At 40.6% G+C, this 20,303-nt stretch carries 12 protein-coding genes; all 12 read right to left on the bottom strand.

Going from position 1 to position 20,303, the window contains the following annotated elements:
- Positions 1-8 precede the first annotated feature (8 nt).
- Positions 9-1,076 carry a GumC domain-containing protein gene (locus BM291_RS20060; protein ID WP_092901170.1) on the bottom strand — a complete coding sequence of 356 codons (1,068 nt, stop codon included), beginning with the start codon at positions 1,074-1,076 and terminating at the stop codon, positions 9-11.
- Complete coding sequence (locus tag BM291_RS20065) at positions 1,076-3,655, bottom strand: SLBB domain-containing protein (RefSeq protein ID WP_092901173.1); 2,580 nt, start codon at positions 3,653-3,655, stop codon at positions 1,076-1,078. The genes BM291_RS20060 and BM291_RS20065 overlap by 1 nt, the downstream gene beginning before the upstream one ends.
- A gap of 119 nt (positions 3,656-3,774) precedes the next feature.
- Positions 3,775-4,779: a radical SAM/SPASM domain-containing protein gene (locus tag BM291_RS20070; protein WP_092901176.1), complete on the bottom strand. Its 1,005-nt coding sequence runs from the start codon at positions 4,777-4,779 to the stop codon at positions 3,775-3,777.
- Between the two features lie 45 nt (positions 4,780-4,824).
- On the bottom strand, positions 4,825-5,865 hold the full coding sequence (locus BM291_RS20075) for an adenylate/guanylate cyclase domain-containing protein (RefSeq protein ID WP_092901179.1): 1,041 nt from the start codon (positions 5,863-5,865) through the stop codon (positions 4,825-4,827).
- Positions 5,866-5,879: 14 nt separating this feature from the next.
- Positions 5,880-6,260 (bottom strand): response regulator, encoded by a 381-nt coding sequence (locus BM291_RS20080; protein ID WP_092901184.1) that lies wholly within the window; start codon positions 6,258-6,260, stop codon positions 5,880-5,882.
- Positions 6,257-7,174 (bottom strand): sensor histidine kinase, encoded by a 918-nt coding sequence (locus BM291_RS20085; protein WP_092901187.1) that lies wholly within the window; start codon positions 7,172-7,174, stop codon positions 6,257-6,259. The genes BM291_RS20080 and BM291_RS20085 overlap by 4 nt, the downstream gene beginning before the upstream one ends.
- 1 nt (position 7,175) lies before the next feature.
- The gene (locus BM291_RS20090) at positions 7,176-10,874 is read right to left on the bottom strand and encodes a sensor histidine kinase (RefSeq protein ID WP_092901190.1); all 3,699 of its coding nucleotides are present in this window, start codon (positions 10,872-10,874) and stop codon (positions 7,176-7,178) included.
- Between the two features lie 2 nt (positions 10,875-10,876).
- Positions 10,877-14,647: a two-component regulator propeller domain-containing protein gene (locus tag BM291_RS20095; protein ID WP_092901193.1), complete on the bottom strand. Its 3,771-nt coding sequence runs from the start codon at positions 14,645-14,647 to the stop codon at positions 10,877-10,879.
- A 340-nt stretch (positions 14,648-14,987) separates the two neighbouring features.
- Positions 14,988-16,373, bottom strand: coding sequence for a sensor histidine kinase (locus BM291_RS20100; RefSeq protein WP_092901195.1), 1,386 nt, complete (start codon positions 16,371-16,373; stop codon positions 14,988-14,990).
- Between the two features lie 122 nt (positions 16,374-16,495).
- Positions 16,496-17,566 (bottom strand): DUF3500 domain-containing protein, encoded by a 1,071-nt coding sequence (locus tag BM291_RS20105; protein WP_092901198.1) that lies wholly within the window; start codon positions 17,564-17,566, stop codon positions 16,496-16,498.
- A 138-nt stretch (positions 17,567-17,704) separates the two neighbouring features.
- A complete protein-coding gene (locus BM291_RS20110) occupies positions 17,705-18,007 on the bottom strand; it encodes an EthD family reductase (protein WP_092901201.1) in 303 nt (100 codons plus the stop codon).
- Positions 18,008-18,041: 34 nt separating this feature from the next.
- Entirely contained in the window at positions 18,042-20,201 is a 2,160-nt protein-coding gene (locus BM291_RS20115; protein ID WP_092901204.1) for a tetratricopeptide repeat-containing sensor histidine kinase, read from the bottom strand.
- Positions 20,202-20,303 lie beyond the last annotated feature (102 nt).

The raw sequence follows: 20,303 nt of genomic DNA on the forward strand, positions 1-20,303 counted from the left end.
CTTATGAGTTAGCTTTCCTGCACGTGTTTCTGGTACAATCGGCGGAAGTAGAATACAAAAAGTGTCAATAAACCGACGATGATGCAGCCCAACACCATTCCCTTGACCAATCGAATCTCAGATCGCTTTAATGGGAATCTAGGTGAATCTATAATCTGAATCAAAGGTGAATTATTGCGATGATTGACTTTAGCTATTTCGAGGTTCTTTACGATTTCCTCATATACAGCACCTGTCGCTTGCACATCGATCTGTCGTTTTTTGGTCTCTATCGTGCCTGTAGAAAGAAGTGGGTTGGCATTGGGAACCCGATCTGTCGCCATCGCATAGGCACCAATACTTTCATCCAGGATTTTTCTCACTGAATCTGCCTGAGATTGGAGTATAGATAGATTTTCACCCGTCTTTTTAGTCTTCGTCTCTAGGTAAAATGTGTTTACATTTTGCACCAAACGCTCGTTGAATACTTTCGCGTACCCCTCGTCTTTGGATGAAATAGAAACCTGTATGATACTCAACTTTCGATCTGGCTTAGCAACACTGAGCTGATTTTCCCGGATTAGTTTAGCTACTTCCTTGACCACAGAATCCTGCGAAACGGTGAATTGCTCCCTAGGAACAGAGAAATCCATGGATGGAATATCCACTCTGGAAGCCCACTTCTTATCCAACTCTTCAAAAGTAACAAAACGATCAATCAGCAATTCATTGTCATCAAACTTACTCAGCAAAGTCTCGTCAAGCATTCGATCAGAGCGATACAGCTCCATAATATTATCTCCTTGAAATAAACCACTCGTACTCCCAAGTGAACCTAAATTCACTCCCACAAGCGATGCAAGGCCAGACATTTGACCCATTCCTCCTGCATCACCTTCTTCTAGGACAAAAGAAGTCTCAGCATGAAAAACAGGTTTTTTGAATATGGAAACTAACGCACCTAAGGCAATTCCTATAATCCCTGAAAGAAGCAGGATTTTCCATTTAGAAAGAAAAAAAGCGATCCATTCACTGATATTTTGGAAGACTTCCTTGAGCGTAAACTGATTGTCAGAAAAGTGTTGTGATCCCGCCATTACCAGTTGATTTGTGAAATGACTAATCCAAGAGTGGCTAGACCAGTAGTTATACCCACTACTTCACCCAATCTCAATGGTACTCTTGGCCCTTTAGTAGGCACAATTACTTCCGCTCCAGGCTCTACCGGTGGATAATTTCGGATTCCAAAAAATCCCTTAGTTCTCTTTACAGCACCATTGGCATAGACCACGTAGGTTTGTTTGCGGTTTGCTCTGCGCTCAAAACCTCCAGCTCCATTGATGTAATGTTTCAAGCTTCTATTAGACTCGTGTCTCAAGGTGGTAGGATAGACTACATCTCCACGCATTCTGACTGTTTGAAGCAATTTCGGTACAGAGAGAATATCACCTTCCTCCAAAAGCAAGTCATTCTCTGATCCAGGATTTTGGATGATCTTTTCGAGATCTATTGCTACTGCTTCAGTTTCCTTCAGTTTCACTGCAAACCCTGGAGTTTCTGCTGCAATCTGGTCTAAAGATTCTCTTTTGGTTATAGCTAGTTGATTGTCTACAGGAGATTCACTTGTTGGAAGATCTTTGAATAATCGCTGCATCAATTCCTCTTGTGCCTCCGAGTTACTTGGATCTTCAGCCAATCTCATTCTGAGACCTTCCAGATTTCTTTGACGACGGATCTGCTCGGATTCTGTATTGAAAAACTCTGTTCGACGGATTAAGGTAGCTCCCTTAGCGTATGCAAATTGATTCAAACCACCAGCACGTCTTACCAAATCAGAGATTCGCTCCCCACTGCTTTGAATCGCAAAAATGCCTGGTGAATTCACCTGACCCTCCACCGCGCTTAATTTCTGCATGGTGAAATTGGCCCGCTTCCTCACGATGACCTGGTCAAAAGGCATCAGAGAAGTAGAATTAGGATTAAAACCTAAATCCGGATGGACCTGCGCTGGAATGATATCTGATAAGGTACCCAAATCAGAATCTTCCAGTCTTCGGGCTATTTCTATGTCTTGGGAATTGGCAGACTCCTGAAAACCTCCAGCCATGACGATGAGTTCTTCCACCTTCATAGACTCCGAATAAGGATAAACTCCCGGTCTCTTCACTTCCCCGAGAACCTGTACATATTGCTCGTTTCGAATGTCATAAATACTGGCGATTCTCACCACATCTTCTCGCTGAAGTGGAACATCAGCAATCGTCCCATCTAAGATCCCTCTGAGGTTCACTTGAATCATCTCAGTACTGAGATCTGCTTTAGTTCTCAACACACTCGCTTGCGCAGTGTATGCGTCACCGCGTAAGCCCTCCGCATTTTTCACCAATTGGGATAGCGTGAGACCTTCGGTCAAAGCAAATGTCCCTTCACGGTACACAGCTCCTTTGATTTGCACGCGATTGGAATATCGATCTAAAATCCTCTGAACAGTAATCTCATCCCCACCTTTCAGGATGAACATATCAAATTGATTTTGGTATACATCAGACACCGATCGCTGATTTCCAGTGATTCTGGAGATAGCTACACGGTCCTTGAATGCTTCATCTGTAAAACCTCCAGCATATTGCAAGAGATCAGAAAAATTATCATCATCGCCCACCTCAAAGGTCATCGGACGCTTTACTTCTCCTTTTACCTTCACATGAGAAAGGAATGTAGGCACCAAAATGACATCCTGATCCTGAAGCTGCCGATCTAGATCGGCCGTCCCTTTGATCAGCAAATCATACACATCTATTTCAGCGATCTGCTTGTTATTCCTGATCAATTTTATCTTTCTCATGGAGCCTTTTTCACTCGGCCCACCCGCAGCATATAGCGCGTTGAATACAGTGGAAAAAGCACTCAAAGTAAATGTCCCTGGCAATCGAACTTCACCCAAAATATTCACTTTTATCGTTCTCACATTTCCCAGAGTAACCTGTAGAAATGTATTGGGATTACTTCCTGTGAGCCCTGGATAGTATCTAGAAACCCGGTTTTTGATAATACCAGTAGCTTCTTCTATAGATTTGCCCGAAACTGAAACAGGCCCAATATTGTCTAGAATAACAAAACCATCGGGGTTGACAGTCGCTTCATAATACTGCTCTGACTGACCATAAATATCCACAAAAACAACGTCTCCTGGCCCTAATATATAATTCTTAGGAGTAGCCTGATTGAGGCTAGGTTCGAAGCTGAGTTTTCTACTTTGCTGATAGAAAAGAGACTGCCCAAAAATGTTCTTCCCAGAGGAAGTCGTCCCCAAATCTACTTGGGGCTGATATATTCCTTGGGTAATTTGATCAAAATCTACTTGTTGGCGAGGGTCACGTTTTGAAGCATTCGTCTTGCGAGCAGAACTATTCGTGTCTAAATCCTGAATTCGGTTTTTTAGCTTGACCACCTCTGAGGATGGCATGCCACGTAGTTGAGCCATCTGCAAAAATTCCTCTGTGGAAAGCCCTGCTTCTGAAGCTCTTTTAAGCAATTCCTGGACTTGGCTGTCACTCATTTCGTCCACATTGATTTGAGTCAAGTCGGTGGTTTCCTGTGCGAAAGTCTGAGGAATAGCCAATCCAAAGAAGGCTAGAATTACAAAAAAATAAGAGAATCGTTTTATTGAAATCATAGAGAAAAGGTAGTCCCGGGTGAATCAAGAACAAATATGGAGATTAAAAATCCATGAATTTCTTAATTCTACCAAATATAGTTCCAAAAACCTGAGTTCTCTCCTCCTTGTCTAGATACTCACTCCGTGCAATTCCTGCATATTTCGATCTGAGTCCGATCGCTTAGCAGCTGCTTTCTGAAGTTTTGGTAGGGAAGGGATGACCAGATAGACGCGAGCGATTGGGCTTTCAATTCACCCATAACGTACTCCGCATCCTTGTCAAAGCAGCAGGGGACAACTTTTCCATCCCAAGTAGAAACAGCTCCTTGCCACATCCGCCAGCACTTATTCTCTAGCTTCTTCTTAAGCTTCCACTTTCCATTTCCCTCTGGCACGTACCTGGAATATCCGAGATCAGAAGGAATTAACTCTGAACCATTCTCAAAGTCATAGATCTGTGTGGTTTTCAACTGCAGCTCATCCACCTGCATTTCTTTCGCCCATTGCTTCAATTCTGGCAGTTGGTGTTCGTTTTGTCCTGTGACCAAAAACTGTAGTACCACACGAGGAAAGTTTTGTCCTGACTTATTCCGTTCTGCCAAAAGTAATTTGATACCCTCCTGCACTTTCTCCAGCGTTCCGCCCACACGATATTTTTCATAAATATCCTGCGTGATCCCATCCATGGACACAATCAATTGTTTCAGGCCACTTTGAAGAACTTCTTTGACTTGCTTTTCCTGTAGGTAATGTGCGTTGGTAGAAGTGGAAGTAAAAACACCTTTGGAATCTGCATAAGAGACCATTTCCAAAAAGCGTGGATTCAAAAAAGGCTCACCCTGAAAATATAGATGAAGCCAAGTGAGATGGCCTTGAACCTGATCGATTGTTTTCTTGAAAAGTGCTTCTTGAAGCATTCCCGTAGGACGGGAAAAGTCCCGCAATCCTGATGGACATTCTGGGCATCTCAGATTACAGCTTGTGGTGGGTTCTATAGAAAGCGTAGTTGGTTTGCCCCAAAGAATTGGTCTTCCCAACCTCCTTGAGAGCTGAAATGAACTTGCTAACAAGGCATAATTGAGGATTTTCTGAAAAGTCAGAAGACGAAAGAATGCTATAGCCGTGACCAGATTATTTTTCACGAGGTCAAGTAAGGGATACTAAAACGAAGAAGCAATCTGCTCGGTCTAATTTACAACTTCCAATACCGATACAGGCTTGGCTTTGTTCTTTAGGGCGATTTCACCCAATTTCTGAAAATTGAATAAATCCGATATTCCTTCAGCGCATTTTTCCAAAATCAGTATTTGCCCTGGGCTAGCTGCATTCTGAAGTCTAGAAGCGACGTTCACCGCATCTCCAATCACTGTATAATCAAGCCTTTTCAAGGATCGGGACCCTATATTTCCTGACACCATTTCGCCGGAATTCATTCCTATAGAGACTTTGGGGCTGAACTTCGATTTTTCGGAGTACATAGGCAGTTCATTTATCTTATCCCGGATCGCTATACATGCTCTCACAGCGCGTTCGACGTGATCAGGTCCTTTGAAAACCGCCATCACAGCATCCCCTATGAATTTATCCACAGCTCCCTTTTGTTCGATAATTTCGCGTACCATCAGATCGAAGTATTCGTTAAGCAACGGCACTACGACATTAGGCTCTTCATTTTCTGAAATCTTGGTAAAGCCACATAAGTCCACAAAAGCCACTGTCGCCTCCACCGTTTCGTTCTCCATCAAAGAGGTTTCAGATTCTTTACCTACCATGAAATTGAGCACTGTCTCGTCCACATACATCTTCAGAATATTATTTTCCCTCATAGCAGTGAGGGTTGACTTAATCTGATTGATATGCTGAAGTGTCTTCTCTATAGTGATCTCCAAATCCTGAAAATCAACCGGCTTGGTGATAAAGTCAAATGCGCCCCGATTCATAGCCGTACGGATATTTTCCAAATCTCCATAGGCAGAAATAATCACCGCCTTAAGTAAAGGGTTTTGCTCCTTTATTTTGGATAATAAGGTCAATCCATCCATTTCTGGCATATTGATATCACTCAGAATCATGTCGATATCGGGTTGCTCGTGTAGAATATCCAAAGCCTCACGCCCATTCAGCGCAAATACAAATGAATATTCACCAGCTCGAATCTTACGTCTGAATTTCTGTGTGATAAGGACTTCCAAATCTGCCTCATCGTCCACTACAAGTATCTTAGCCATAGCTCAAAGATCTATTATTGATTAATTACTCGTCCGATTTCTTTTCTAAGCGAATCAAAATCTATAGGCTTGGTAAAAAACTCCTTTGCCCCAGATTCCATCGCTTTCTTAAAATTTTCTGTATCACCATACGCTGAGATCATACTCACGTTAATGGCTGGAAATTGACTTTTGACTCTGTCTAATAACTCTAGCCCTGTCATTCCTGGCATATTGATATCCGAAAATACATAAACAACTTCTGGTGGATGCTCGCTATCAAGTAATTTGAGCGCCTCATCGCCGGAAAAGGCAAAAGCTAGTTCTAAAAGACCACTCCTGACCTCTTTCCTGAATTTCTGGCGAAAAAGTAATTCTACATCTCGCTCGTCATCGACGATTAATATTTTTGTCATTGTGTTGATGATATGGATGGTAACGTAATTTCAAATCTGGTAAATTCTCCCTCTGTCGAAGAAATGGCTAAAGTGCCTTTGTGTGCTTTCACTATATCATGGGTTATGGACAAGCCAAGCCCTGTCCCTTCTTTCGCTTTTTTGGTCGTGAAGAAAGGTTCTAAAATTCTATTTAAAATTGGTTCAGGTATACCTGCCCCATTATCTTCTATTTCAGTAGTTACTAAGTTCATTTCTTTCCTAGTTCGAATTTTAAGTACTGGTTGAAAGGTCTGATCTTCACCCTTCTCCATCAGTGTATTGAACTTGCTACGCATGGCGTCAAAGGCATTATTACATAGGTTCACAATCACTCTACTAAAATCCTCTGCAATAATGGAAACCGGTCCTATTTCAGGGTCCAAATCCCACTCAAAACTCACATTTATCGGATTCTTTCCAGCTCGCATTCCATGAAATGCCAAATTCACAAACTCCTGAAGCAAACTATTTAGGTTAGTAGGCACAAATTCTCCTTGCCCACCTCTGGAATGCATCAACATGGATTTTACTATTCCATCAGCTCTTTTCCCGTGTTGAAGGATTTTCTCAAGGTTAGCCTTGATGTCCTGAAGCAGATCTTCGATCCCTACACGTGTGGCATTACGCTCAAGACTCTGGATTTCTTCTACAATCTCATCCACATACTCAATACTCAACTCAGAAAAATTGTTGATAAAATTGATTGGGTTTTTAATCTCATGAGCAATCCCGGCAGACAACTGTCCAAGGCTAGCTAGCTTCTCTTGCAAAAGTAATTGCTCCTGAAGTTCTTGATAATCTTTTATTGATTTCTCAAGTTCCAGTGTTCTTGTAGCTAGCAAGCGTTTTAGCTCTATATTTTTCTCAATCCAACCTTCTTGAACCTTATCCATATTATTGGGTATCTATCGGTAATCGAATACAAAACTCAGTTCCTTCCCCCTCAGTGCTTTCTACTAGAATTTCACCTCCGTGCGCTTTTACAATATCGTAACTTATTGATAAACCCAAACCTGTTCCTTGTCCTGTAGGCTTGGTAGTGAAAAATGGCTGGAAGATCTTTTCCAAAACTGACTTAGAAATTCCACTCCCATTGTCTCTGACTTTGATCTCCACCCAATTAGCTATCCTCTTAGTACTTAGCTCGACTAAAGGCTCATAGCCCTCTTGGCTTTCACTCTTTCTATCAGATACAGCGTAAAAAGCATTATTGATTAAATTAAGTAAAACTCTCCCCAATTCCTGCGCTACAAGATCAATTTTCCCTACTGTAGGATCAAAATCCGTATTCATTGAGGAATTGAAGGTCTTATCCTTTGCTCGCAGACCATGGTATGCCAGCCGCAGGTATTCATCTGTAAGCATATTGATGTCTGTCAATGCGCGATTACCTCCACTGATTCTACTGTGCTGAAGCATTGCCTTGACTATGGCGTCGGCACGCTTGCCGTGTTGATTTATTTTCTCAAGATTCTGCTGAATATCTACGCTAATAGCTTTGGCTTCCTCTAGGTCACCCTTTTCCAATTCTTCCCGCATTTCATCTATAAGTTCACTGCTTAATTCAGAGAAATTATTCACAAAATTCAATGGGTTTTGGATCTCATGGGCGATTCCTGCTGTCAACTCACCAAGAGAAGCCATTTTCTCAGATTGAACCAACTGACTCTGCGCATTCTTCAACTCATCTATGCTCTTCTTAAGCTGCGCAGTTCTGTGCGAAACCCGTTCTTCCAAAATACGATTTTCCTTCTGAAGATACTTGGATCGCACTTGGACTATCAGATAAATAAAGCCAGCCAATAATGACGCAAAAATCACATAAGCTACCCACGTCTGCCACCATGGTGGTGAGATGGTAAATTTAATAGAGGCAGGCTCACTCCATATTCCGTTAAATCCCCGAGTCGCCACTTTAAACGTATAATCGCCCGGTAATAGGTTATAGTAATTCTGGGTGGTACTTCTAGCGCTGACTTCAGACCAAGTATTGTCTTCTCCCTGCAAAATATACCTATAGACTATTTTATCCCTTCCCAAAATGTCTGGATTCATAAAGGAAAAATTCATGGAATTCTGGTCATAAGGAAGTACTAAACCCACAGGCATTTTACTCACCAAATTCACACTATCCCAGAAGATTTGATTTTGCACCAAATAGCTACTGTCATTGGGAATATCTTTTATGGTAAAAAACTCTGTATGATCCGTATTCCAAATAGAATCTTCATTTGTGAATTGACTTTTGATAAAATTAGTCCCCAGAAAATCAGGATTTTGATCCATGATATTGATTTTGGTCATGACGACTACCGGTCGTAGCGTATCTATCTTTGGGACTTGCGAGTTCACAGACATAATTGGAGCAGCGCCCCACCATACATTTCCTGTAGAGGTATAAACTGCAGTGGCTTGGTTATAATCATTGAAAGGAAACCCTTCTCTTTTTCCATAATTATAAAAGTGCCAAATAGATTCTGCCTGATCCTCTCGAGGACGCTTAACAACCACTATTCCATTATCTGACCCTATATGAAAATCGCCTTCTACTTCCACCATATCATACATTACAGGTGGGTTCAGACCTTGCGCGGGAGTTAGATTGGTAATGGTATTTTCTGTCAAATCAAAAATTGAGAATCCTGCATCTCCGCCTATTACAATTTCATCCTTGTGAGTTTTGATCATGATAGAGGTATAATCACTCGTCAATCCAGAGCGCTCACTGAGGTAGCTTACCTGTCCGGATTCTGGGTCATAAATATCTACACCTATATCATTGCCAAACCAGATACGGCCATCCTTGTCCTCCTCTATCAGCCATACTCGACTGGATGCCAGACCCGAAAACTCATCTGTTTTTGCAAACGACGTGAGGTCAGAGTTAAACTTCAATACTCCATCCACTGAGCCCAAATAAATATTTCCTTTGGAATCCCGGATTGCCTTCCAGAAAATTCTTGCGATGCTTGGATCTAGTTTATATACTGAAGCAATATTTTCACTCAAATTAATGAGCGTAAAACCACCTAAACTTCCCAGCAAGAGCTCATCGTGAGATATTCTAGAGATGGATCGATGGTTATTTCTATTTGCATCGCCAGGAAAGTTTAGTAGATAAATTCTCTCCTTCTCTGGATCATAAATATTTATGCCCTCATAAGTTGCCATCCAGACCATGCCATTCGGACCTTCTTCGATTCCCCAAACTTCATCGTTTACTAAACCACTATTGGCGTTGAAATGCTGAGAAAGCATTCCTTCAGGATCAATCAAAAGTGCGCCTATATTCTCTGTTCCAATCCAAATATTACCCTTAGCATCCGTCATGGTAGCAGATGGGAACCCACTGGACACGAATTTTGTACCAGTAGCAATTTTCTTGATCGTTTGAAGTTCTGGATTATACAGCGTAACGGTGTCATTATCTGTGATCCAAACTCTATTATGCAAATCAAAAGTTACAGATAACGACTTGCCATAATAGCCTTGCTCTGCACCTAAAGAAATGAGGGTATTATCAGCCAAAGAAACTGCTAGGGGCTTTCCCTCATATGATGAAGCCCAAACCTCACCTTTTGAGTTTTCGCTAAACTCATAGAAAAAGGTATTTGGTTCTATCCCAGCCTTGGCCGAAACAAATCTTAAAGAAGTTCGCTGAGCATTAAGAACTCCAATTTTACCCCTCATGCCAAACCACAGGTTTTTGTCTTTATCTAAGTGTACTCCTGCTGCTGTAATTCTTTGGTCAGACTGGAATTGCAATGAATGGAGCATCCTAGTAGAAGGATTCAGAAAATGTATCCCCGTATTAAGATTACCTAACCAATACAAGCCGGACTCATCCTCTTCTATTCTAGCAAACTGAGAGCCTACCTGATAGTTAGTTAGGATACTATGATTGATATCAAGTACATAAACACCTGACAGCAGAGATAATATCAGGAGGCTACCATCATTTCCAATCTCCAAATCAACAATGTTGTCTATTAGCCCATCTGGATTTCGAGGTAGAATGCTATAGTTTTCAAATTGATCCCCTGTAAACTTCGAAAGCCCTCGTTCAGTAGATATCCATACCATACCGTTAAGGTCAGTAACCATTGCAAAGACTTTGTTGCCTACCAATCCTTCCGTCTGCCCTATTCTCAAAATCCCTGAATTGGACAAGTCTGATTTGGATAAAAATGCCAATTTAGTGATCTGAGGTTCTGGCAAGAGCTGCTTTTTGATTGGAACAACAGTTCCTGAAATGGTATCAAGATTAAGTTGTATCTCATCTTCTTCCCAAACAATAGGGATAGCCTTGACAGGAGATTTCAACAGTTTAAAATCCTGAATAGAAAAAGGTTTAGAAGGTAGCTTCGCAAAATCAATGGGATAGTTCACCCCCTTCGGGATCTCATCCGAAGGTATGGTATCCCATTCTAAGGGTTTTCCTGCTGGAATTTTAAGTGGTTTAACTTCTGGAAGTTGATACCCAGAAGCATTCTCAGGAAATGAAACCTCATAATTCTGCTGGCATGAGGTGACAAGCACGATCAAGAATAGGAGGATAAAATATATTGATAAAGGATGAAAGCTTTGCTTCATAGTTAGCTAAGATTGGAAGGAATTAATAGGTCTATGGTGAAAGTCGTTCCTTCTCCTTCTATGGACTCTACGCGGATATCACCATCATGAGCTTTGATGATATCGTAGCTTAAGGATAATCCAAGACCCGTACCCTGCCCTGTTGGTTTGGTTGTGAAAAATGGCTGAAAAACCTTATCTACTATAGCTTGTGGAATCCCTTTGCCATTATCAGTTACTTTTATTTGAATTCCTTTTTTGTCTTTATTAGTCTCAATCAATGATGTTTTCACAATGACATTAGGCTTGAAACTATCTCCTGCTTCCTTCTTCTTTTCATTGACTGCATAGAAAGCATTATTAAATAGATTCAAGAGTACCCTGCCCATATCCTGACCCAACACTGGTATTATTGGAATGGTAGCGTCAAAGTCCATTTCAAAATCTGAATTAAAGGAGCTGTCTTTGGCGCGTAATCCGTGGTATGACAATCTCAAATATTCATCTGCAAGTGCATTGAGGTCTGTAGGTTCTTTTGTTCCTTTTCCACTCCTACTATGCTGTAACATTCCTTTTACAATTGCTCCAGCACGCTTTCCATGTTTGGTGATTTTCTCAAGATTACTCTCGATATCTTCTAAGATATCATTCTCTAGCTCAACATCGCGCTCGTCTTCTGGCCTAGCTCTTTCCTCCTTGATCTCTTTTACCAATTCATTGGTTACCTCAGAGAAGTTATTCACAAAATTCAGCGGATTTTGAATCTCATGAGCGATTCCTGCCATCAATTCCCCCAAAGAGGCCATTTTTTCAGAATGCAGTAATTGAGCCTGCGTGTCTTTTAGATTTTCATGTGTAGATGCCAGTTCAGTGTAGGCAACTTCAATGTCCTTGGCATGCTGAAGTTCCCGCTCTTTGGTCTTTTCTTTTTCAGCTTTGATCACTCGGTTCCGTTGATAGATTGTGATCGGATAGATTAAGGATATAAACAATAATCCATAAATCAAGTAGGCCCACCAGGTTCTGTACAAAGGAGGTAAGACCTCAAAACTATAACTTGTTGGTTCTGTCCATTGTCCAGCCACATCTTCAGTCGGTCCAGTGAAGCGAGCTTTTACCTTAAAAGTATATGTACCTTCCTGAATATTACCAAAGTTGGCAGTAGTTTTCTTGAGCACTGGACTCCATTTCTCATCATACCCTTCCAATATATATTGGTACTCTATAAGAAATGGTCTAGCGAGTTCATCAGTCCCGAAATCTATGTTGATGTCGTTATTCCTATAGGGAAGGACAAGATTCTGTGGCAAAGAGTAAAAACTAGAAATACTGTCGAACTTGATGCCTTTAAATTTATCCTTCAAGTCTGCTCTCTCCAAGTCAGTCAACACATTACCATATACCATCAATTCCTCTGTGGTACGGGGAAAGGTATTAGTGCTCGCGCCTCGGCCTAACTCATAATCCTTGCTCAAGCTATGCCAGGAAATGACCTCTTCACTAAGTCTAAGTTCCTTAATCAACACTGCCGGTTGGGCATGATTCCTCTTTAATGCCTTATAATCAAAGCGGACTAATGCCGTTTTATTGTTTCCCGTTCCAGCCCAAAGAATTCCATTTTGATCCACGTACATTCCATTTTGTCCATCGGAAAGATCCTTTACCGGAAAACCAGTATTGGAATTAAAAATCTCAATATTTCTAAGTGAATCTAGTGGCTGCCCCTCTTTTGGCCCATCAAAGATTGCAATGCCAAGGTTGGTGCCCACGGCCATTTTTCCCTCAGGTAATTCTGCGATTTGGAGAATGACATTATCCGGAAGCCCTTGAGAAGTAGTGAATGTCTGAAATAAAGAAACTGAATCTTCCAGCATTGCTTTGTAGTCTTCCAGATCAGTCACCTTTTCGATCTGTTGAATTTTTTCAGAGCTCAGAATGCTCAGCCCATTTTCAGTACCGACCCATAGATTTCCCTGTTGATCCTTCACAAGGCGGATAACCGCATCATCTGCAAGACCTTGCTCGGAAGAGAAATTAGTGAAGCTATTCCCATCAAACCTGCTTAAACCCCCATCAGCTGCACTGAACCATAACTTTTTGAAATCATCTTCTACTATGCCTAAAATCACGTCACCTACTAAACCTTGATGAGAAGTATAGGTGGTAAAACCATCCCCATCAAACATACTCACTCCGCCACCGTCAGTACCAAACCAGAGATTTCCTCGATAGTCTTCTGTGATATTATATACTTCATTCGCCGCCAATCCCTGTGTCGTTGTATAGCTTGTAAAGCCTTCACCATCATACATACTGACTCCGCCCCCGCCAGTACCGAACCATAGCTGATCTTTTTGATCCCGAAAACTGCTACTTACGATTTCACTGGCCAGACCCTGAGCTGAAGTATAGGTCGTGAATTTTTGCCCATCAAATTGGCTAACTCCACCGCCGGCAGTTCCAAACCACAAATGACCGTCTTTATCCTCTACAGTGCTCAGAACTATGATATTCCCTAGGCCTTGAGATGCTGTAAAATTGGTGAAACTTTCTCCGTCAAACCGACTTACTCCGCCCCCATCGGTACAAAACCAAAGTTTGCCATTCGCGTCAATCACGATATCTAAAATACTATTGCTGGCAAGGCCCTGTTCGCGGGTATAAGTAGTCATCTTAGTTCCATCATACCTACTTGCACCAAGTTCTGTAGCGAACCAGAGTACTCCATCGCTAGTTTCGACAATCGTCCTTATCACCATACTGGCAAGTCCGTCTTCTTTTCTGAGAGTTTTGAAAACATTGCCATCATACCTACTGACTCCACCACCTATCGTCCCAAACCAAATAATACCAGAATGATCAACTTTTATACTTCTGATTCTATTAGAAGGTAGCCCTTCAGATATCGTGTAATTAATGAAAGACTGTCCGTCGTATTTGCTAGCCCCCCCTCCATTTGTTCCAAACCATAAGTTGCCTGCCTGATCTTGTGCAATACTGATCACTACGTCATCAGCTAATCCATCAGCGGAAGTAAAAGTTGTAAAGTTCTTGCCGTCAAATTTGCTGACACCTCCACCGTAGGTACCAAACCAAATATTACCTTCTGCGTCTTCAAAAATGCTAAACACCGCATCATCTCCTAAGCCATTTTCTGTTGTATAGCTAGTAAAAACACTCCCATCATACCTGCTGACTCCGCCACTGGCAGTACCAAACCATAATAAACCTTTGCTATCTTCTAATATCGCTCGGACTGTATTTCCGGCCAACCCTTGTGAAGTAGTAAAATTGGTAAATAGAATCCCGTCAAATCTGCTGACACCACCTCCATTGGTACCAAACCAAAGGTGACCTCTACGATCCAACATGGCACTATTAACCGCATCCAATGCCAGTCCATTGTCGGTAGTGAAGTTTTTGAATTGAGAAAGACCACCATCACCTTGTATATAGGGCACCCCAGAAGTATTACTGATTATTTGATCATTTTCATCGGTCAGGTAGGGCAAATGCTGTGAAGTGGGAGGCTCTAAATTAATCATCGTTAAAGTGCCAGACTCATTAATATGCGCATAAGACCCTATAGATTGGTTAGGGACTTTAATGGTAATCGGCTTAGGTACATCCGAAAGATTGATCCGAATCGGCTGAAGAGTATCTGATAGATCACTTAGAGAAAACTGATGGGGTAATGATAAAGCGGTAGTTGCAGGTGCAGGTTTGCTGTCCTGCCTATGAGCACAGGAAAAAAGAAATAACACGCTTCCCACAAAAAAGAGAAAGTTTTTCATTGCAAAAACTCAAGTTGGTTTGAATCTGTAGACCCAGATATTCAAAAAAGATTTTCAAAAGGTAAATATATTTTAAACCATATAAAACGCTTTTCAAAAAACAATTTTTGTACTTTTTCAATAAATACGCAAATACTTTCCAATTTCAAAAAGCGCCTGATTTTAGCTCAATTCTAATTATTCACAACTATTGAGATTTGAAAAGTCCAATTTTGAGTAGAAAAATAAGAAGCTTTAGTTTTTAAAAAAACACGCTCTAACATGGGTTTATTCATGAACATGAACATAAAAAATGGAGTATCTATTTGACAGCCTCAGTCACAGCATATCCCGAAACTCACTAATAATTTGGAATAAAAATATAGAATTCAGTCCACGAATCTTCACCCTTCTCTTTATCTCCCACTTGACTACTCACAGTCAATTCGCCACCATGTACTTTCACTATATCATAACTCAAAGAAAGCCCTAATCCAGTACCAAGACCAGTAGGTTTAGTAGTAAAAAATGGCTGGAAAATTTTTTCTTTTACTCCATCAGGCATACCAGTCCCATTGTCTTTCACTCTGATCTCTATCCCCCTGTTTGTCCTCTTAGAAGACAACCAAACTGTAGGCTTATAGCTACTGGAAAGGCTGACATCACCGAAGTCATCCACTTGCTTTTTCCGTTCGGAAACTGCATAAAATGCATTATTCACCAAATTCAGTATTACTCTTCCGATCTCTTGAGAAACTACTTCTACCATACCAACTGCCTCGTCCAAGTCAGTTTCCATGCTGGCGTTAAATGACTTGTCTTTTGCTCTCAGTCCATGATAGGATAGTCGAAGGTATTCATCCGCGAGTTCATTGATATCAGTTAGTTCTTTTACTCCAGAGCTACTACGACTGTGCTGAAGCATGCCTTTCACGATGGCATCAGCTCGTTTACCATGATGAATTATTTTCTCTTCATTGGCCATTATATCACCAACAATCAACCTGATTTCGTCTAGATCTCCCTTAACTAATTCGTCTTTTAATTCGTCTAGAAGTTCCTTATTTAATTCAGAAAAATTTGTGACAAAATTCAAAGGATTTTGAATCTCGTGAGCAATACCCGCTGTAAGCTCTCCAAGTGAGGCCATTTTTTCAGATTGAATAAGCTGGGACTGCATTGCTTTGAGCTCATGCAGTGTTTTCTCCAGCGATTCTTTTTGGGCTGTGAGTTCCGCCGTGCGTTCAGCCACCTGGATCTCAAGTGCATCTTTACGCTTTTGTGAATTCTTAAATTCAATTTCCTTCTGTATGGCCTTTATCCTCTCTGTCTCTAAGGCTTTGCGTTGCTTTCTACTTATAATAAACTGAGCCACCAGCCAGATCCATGCAAATGCGCCTGCGGTACCAAATAAGCTTTCCCAACTATGATAAAACTCCGGTGCAACTAGCCTGGTAAGGTCCTGAAAAATATGTACAAACACCACAGGAAAAAATGCATATACAAAAGGCTTAAGCGGCGCAAATACTTGTCGATTATATGCTGCATACACCACATATAAATTAATACAATGAGCCACCCAGCGCATCACTCCATCCGTTCTTTCAAATACAATTTGGATAGCCAAAAAACAGCAGGCTGCAATTAAGCTTTTTAGAAATAATCCTTGCCATTCAGGAAAATGCTCTTTGGTTTGGGCATGCGTTTGAAGAAATCTAAAGGCAATGATCAGTAGTATAAAATCCATTTAAACAGGGCTTGCATTAAAAATAAAAAACTAAGCAATAGGCAAAATAAGAATAATTTCAGGAGATCACACTTCTATCCCATACAGAGATTAATTTCTGGGAGTACTCACTATTCCCAATTTCATTGGTGATGATGGGCCAGCCGGTGTTTCTTGAGGATATCCTCGCCGAAGTCATTTCCATTCTCTCTCCAAATCGTATGAATGTGGTTGGCATTATCAAGAAAGCCTACATTGTCGTATTCGATGATGAAGTCCGGACTATGAATCATGTAATAATGAGCTTTCATAGGCTCGTAGCTCCCGATCCAATTAAAATAAACTTCATCCATACCGCGTGCATGAAGAATTGCCAAGTATTCCTCCGCTTTTGGATGGTCTAGGTTATTGACATACTCCTCTATCAGGTAATGAAGAATTTTCTGTTGCTCAGGATTCAATTCTGATCCTTTTATACCTCTATACTCATTTATCCATTGATCTCTACTTGGACTGGTGAGGATATCTCCGGGTACTTTTTCACTTAACGTTGCCTTAGCTTTTTGGGCATCATCTAGTGTATTAACTAACCAAAATCCATAATCCTCCTCTTTACTCAAAGGCCGCAAACCTGCGTATTGGGTCACTTCCACTACTGCTGGATCAGAACCAAGGAAAACTGGTGTCATCGAAAATTCGTCTCCTGAAACTGTCAAATTGATAGAAAGATGATGTCCTTCGAGTTTCAAACCCCAACTATCATCAACACTGGGATCACCGAGAATCGCAACGACATAATTCCCATAATCCCAATCCAGTGTACGGATCATCTTGATGGTTTTTTCATTCATCTGCTCTCTCTGATAAGCGATCTCCATGATTTCATGCAAAATATCATCGACTTGCATAATGGTGAAGACTTTCAGATATCCTTGAGAACTGAAAATCGTACTGAGCACCCGATGGAATTTTATCTTGCTCTCCTCCGATAGATCCCCAAACTTCACCCCACTTCTTGGAGCTAGTCCGATAGGAAGATTCGTCCATTTTGTGCGTAAACTGTCTGCAAAGTCAAATTGAATAGTGGCCTTTTGATCACTTGGCAATGTCTGTACAAAAGCTGTAGTCACTTTAGCCAAGTCTCCGGCAGTTTGAGCAAGCAAAAAGTGACATGATATAAAAGCAAGGAAAACCAGGAAAATAGATTTAGACATAGGGAGCGTATTTTGGGTAGTAAAGGGAAATCATAAAATCAGTGTCAAACCGATCGGGTATTAATCGGTTTGACACTGATTATTTTGAAAATAGATTCTTGCTCTAGGTACTAAGGGCCTTATTTTTCCTTTGAAAGATTACCCTACCATTCCTACCATAATTTTGAACCCACCTGTGGCAAAATTCGGAAGATCTCCTGCAGTAGCTTGTCCTTCGTCCGAACCCATTGATTGTTGAAGTGACTCTGGATTTTCAAAATATAGTTCTGCAAGTCTGTAGTATGCTGGTTTTGACCCATCAGCTTCAGGAAGAAACTTGGTAACTTCAGCTTTAACTACACCTTGAATTTTACCTACAAGAGGCATGTGAGTAGATGCATAGTAACTTTCAAAAGCTGCTGGATCTTCTGGATGATTGTATAAAACGGTTAATTTGATCATGATTTTTATAGTTAAAATATGAGTTTATTTAATTTTATATAGGTAAGGTAATAGTAAATTCTGAGCCCAACCCTTCTGTACTATTCACTTCAATATGCCCACCATGAGCCTTGACGATATCATAACTCAAAGACAAGCCAAGCCCTGTCCCAGAACCAGCCGGTTTGGTAGTAAAGAATGGTTGAAAGATTTTATCTTTCACTGAGTCTGGGATTCCATTTCCATTGTCTTTTACAGAAATCTCGACTCTGTTTTCAATCCTTTTGCTGCTGATAATTACCATTGGTTTGAAGCCTTCCGCCCGATTGCTATCGGGAGCTGATTTGGCCTTCACGTCGACTGCATAGAATGCATTATTCACCAAGTTCAAAATCACCCTGCCGATATCCGAAGCCACTACACTTGCCTTTTGTAATTGTGGATCAAGGTCCAGTTTAAAATCGGAATTAAAGCTTTTTTTCTTGGCTCGAAGACCATGGTAGGAAAGACGGACAAACTCATCTAGCAAGGCGTTCAGGTCTGTAGGAGCTTTTTCTCCTTTGTTCGTCCTACTGTGCTCCAGCATTCCTTTGACAATCGCATCTGCTCGCTTTCCATGTGAGTTGATTTTAAAAAGGTTTGCTTTTAAGTCTTTGCCAATAGCTTTAGCCTCCTCTAAGTCTCCATTTTCCAATTCCTCGTTCATTTCCTCCACTAATTCTGCGCTTAATTCTGAAAAATTATTTACAAAATTCAGCGGATTCTGTATTTCATGAGCTATTCCAGCAGTCAGTTCTCCAAGAGAGGCCATTTTTTCGGACTGAATAAGTAGGGCCTGTGTGGATAAAAGTTTATCATATGCTGATTCTGCAATCTCCCTTTGAGATCGAATCTCTTCTTTTTGGAATTGAAGCAATCGATTTGCTTTTTGCTTCCCAAGGTTGTTTCTATAGAGGTAGATACTTATAATAACAAACATTATTAAAGCCACCAATGAAGCAATTATGATAATCTTTTGGTTAAATACAGCAGCATTTTTTAGTTCTGTATCCTTTTGCAAAATCTCAATTTCAGCTTCCTTTTTGTCTAATTGGAATTCGAATTGAAGCTGCTGAATCATTTTCTCTGTACTAGTTTTTGCAATATTTTCCTTTACAGATTTAACATTTAACTCATTTTCATAGGCAGCCCTATAGTCTCCTATTTGAGCATGGGATTCTGCCATATTTTGATAAATCTCTACCAACTCTTTCTTAGCATCAGTTTCTATTGCCAGGATTTCTGCTTTTTCTAAACTTCTTATTGCTCCTTCAAAATTCTGCTGTAATTTCTGTGTTTTGGCCATGCCTATTAGGCTCTGAGTCAATTCAAATTTTGCCTCAGACTTTTCGGAAATTTCTATTGCTCTATTATGAAATTCATAGGCTTTTGGGAAGTTTCCCAGAATTGAATTAATCTCTCCAAGTTGCGTCAGAGGAAATGTAGCATCTATAGTTCCATCGCAAAATGCCAAAGCTACTTCATGATAATAGGTTGCGGAATCGTATTTGGATTCCATAAAGTAAACTTCACCAATATTCATCGCTGTTATGGCCATACCTATTTCCATATCGATCTCTTCAAATACTTCAAGTGATTTTTTGAAATTAGTCAACGCCTCATTGATTGTATTTGGATTACTACTATAGACTGTCCCTATATTATTGAGAGAAGTACCAATTCTTAATTTATTGTCAAGCTGTTCAGAAATTTTTAGTGATTCAAAATGGAGTTCCAGTGCCTTGGTATTATTTCCCATTTTAAAATAAATAGAACCAAGATTGCTTAGAATATTGGCTTCACCGGTTTCATCCTGAATCTCTCTAAAAAACTTCAGCGCTTCCTGAAAACTTAAAATGGCTTCTTGAAAGTCTCCGAGTTGGGAATAGGCTCTTCCCTTGGCATTGTAACCATCGGCCAATCCCTTTTTATAATTTATTTCAGTCGAGAGTTGGATTCCCTTATCAATATATTGAATGGCCTCTGTTATTTCTGAGCCTAATAGTTCTAGCCCTAAATCTAAATACTGGTTGACTTTTAAGCTGTCATCCTTTGATTCTCTAATAGAGCTTAATAAGCTATCTGCCCGAGAAGTTTGTGCTTCACTTTCATTTAAAAGAGAAAAAGAAATCAGTAATAAAAAGAAGTACTTATTGATAGTCAAAAATCGATTCATATCACCTTTGTAAATGCTAATTGATAAGCCTTGTTCAGATTGGTAATACTCTACTTTTTACCCCTTTCGTTAAAAGGCTTCGCTTTTATTAAAAATAAACAA

Source organism: Algoriphagus aquimarinus (assembly GCF_900112005.1).
Taxonomy (GTDB): Bacteria; Bacteroidota; Bacteroidia; order Cytophagales; family Cyclobacteriaceae; genus Algoriphagus; species Algoriphagus aquimarinus.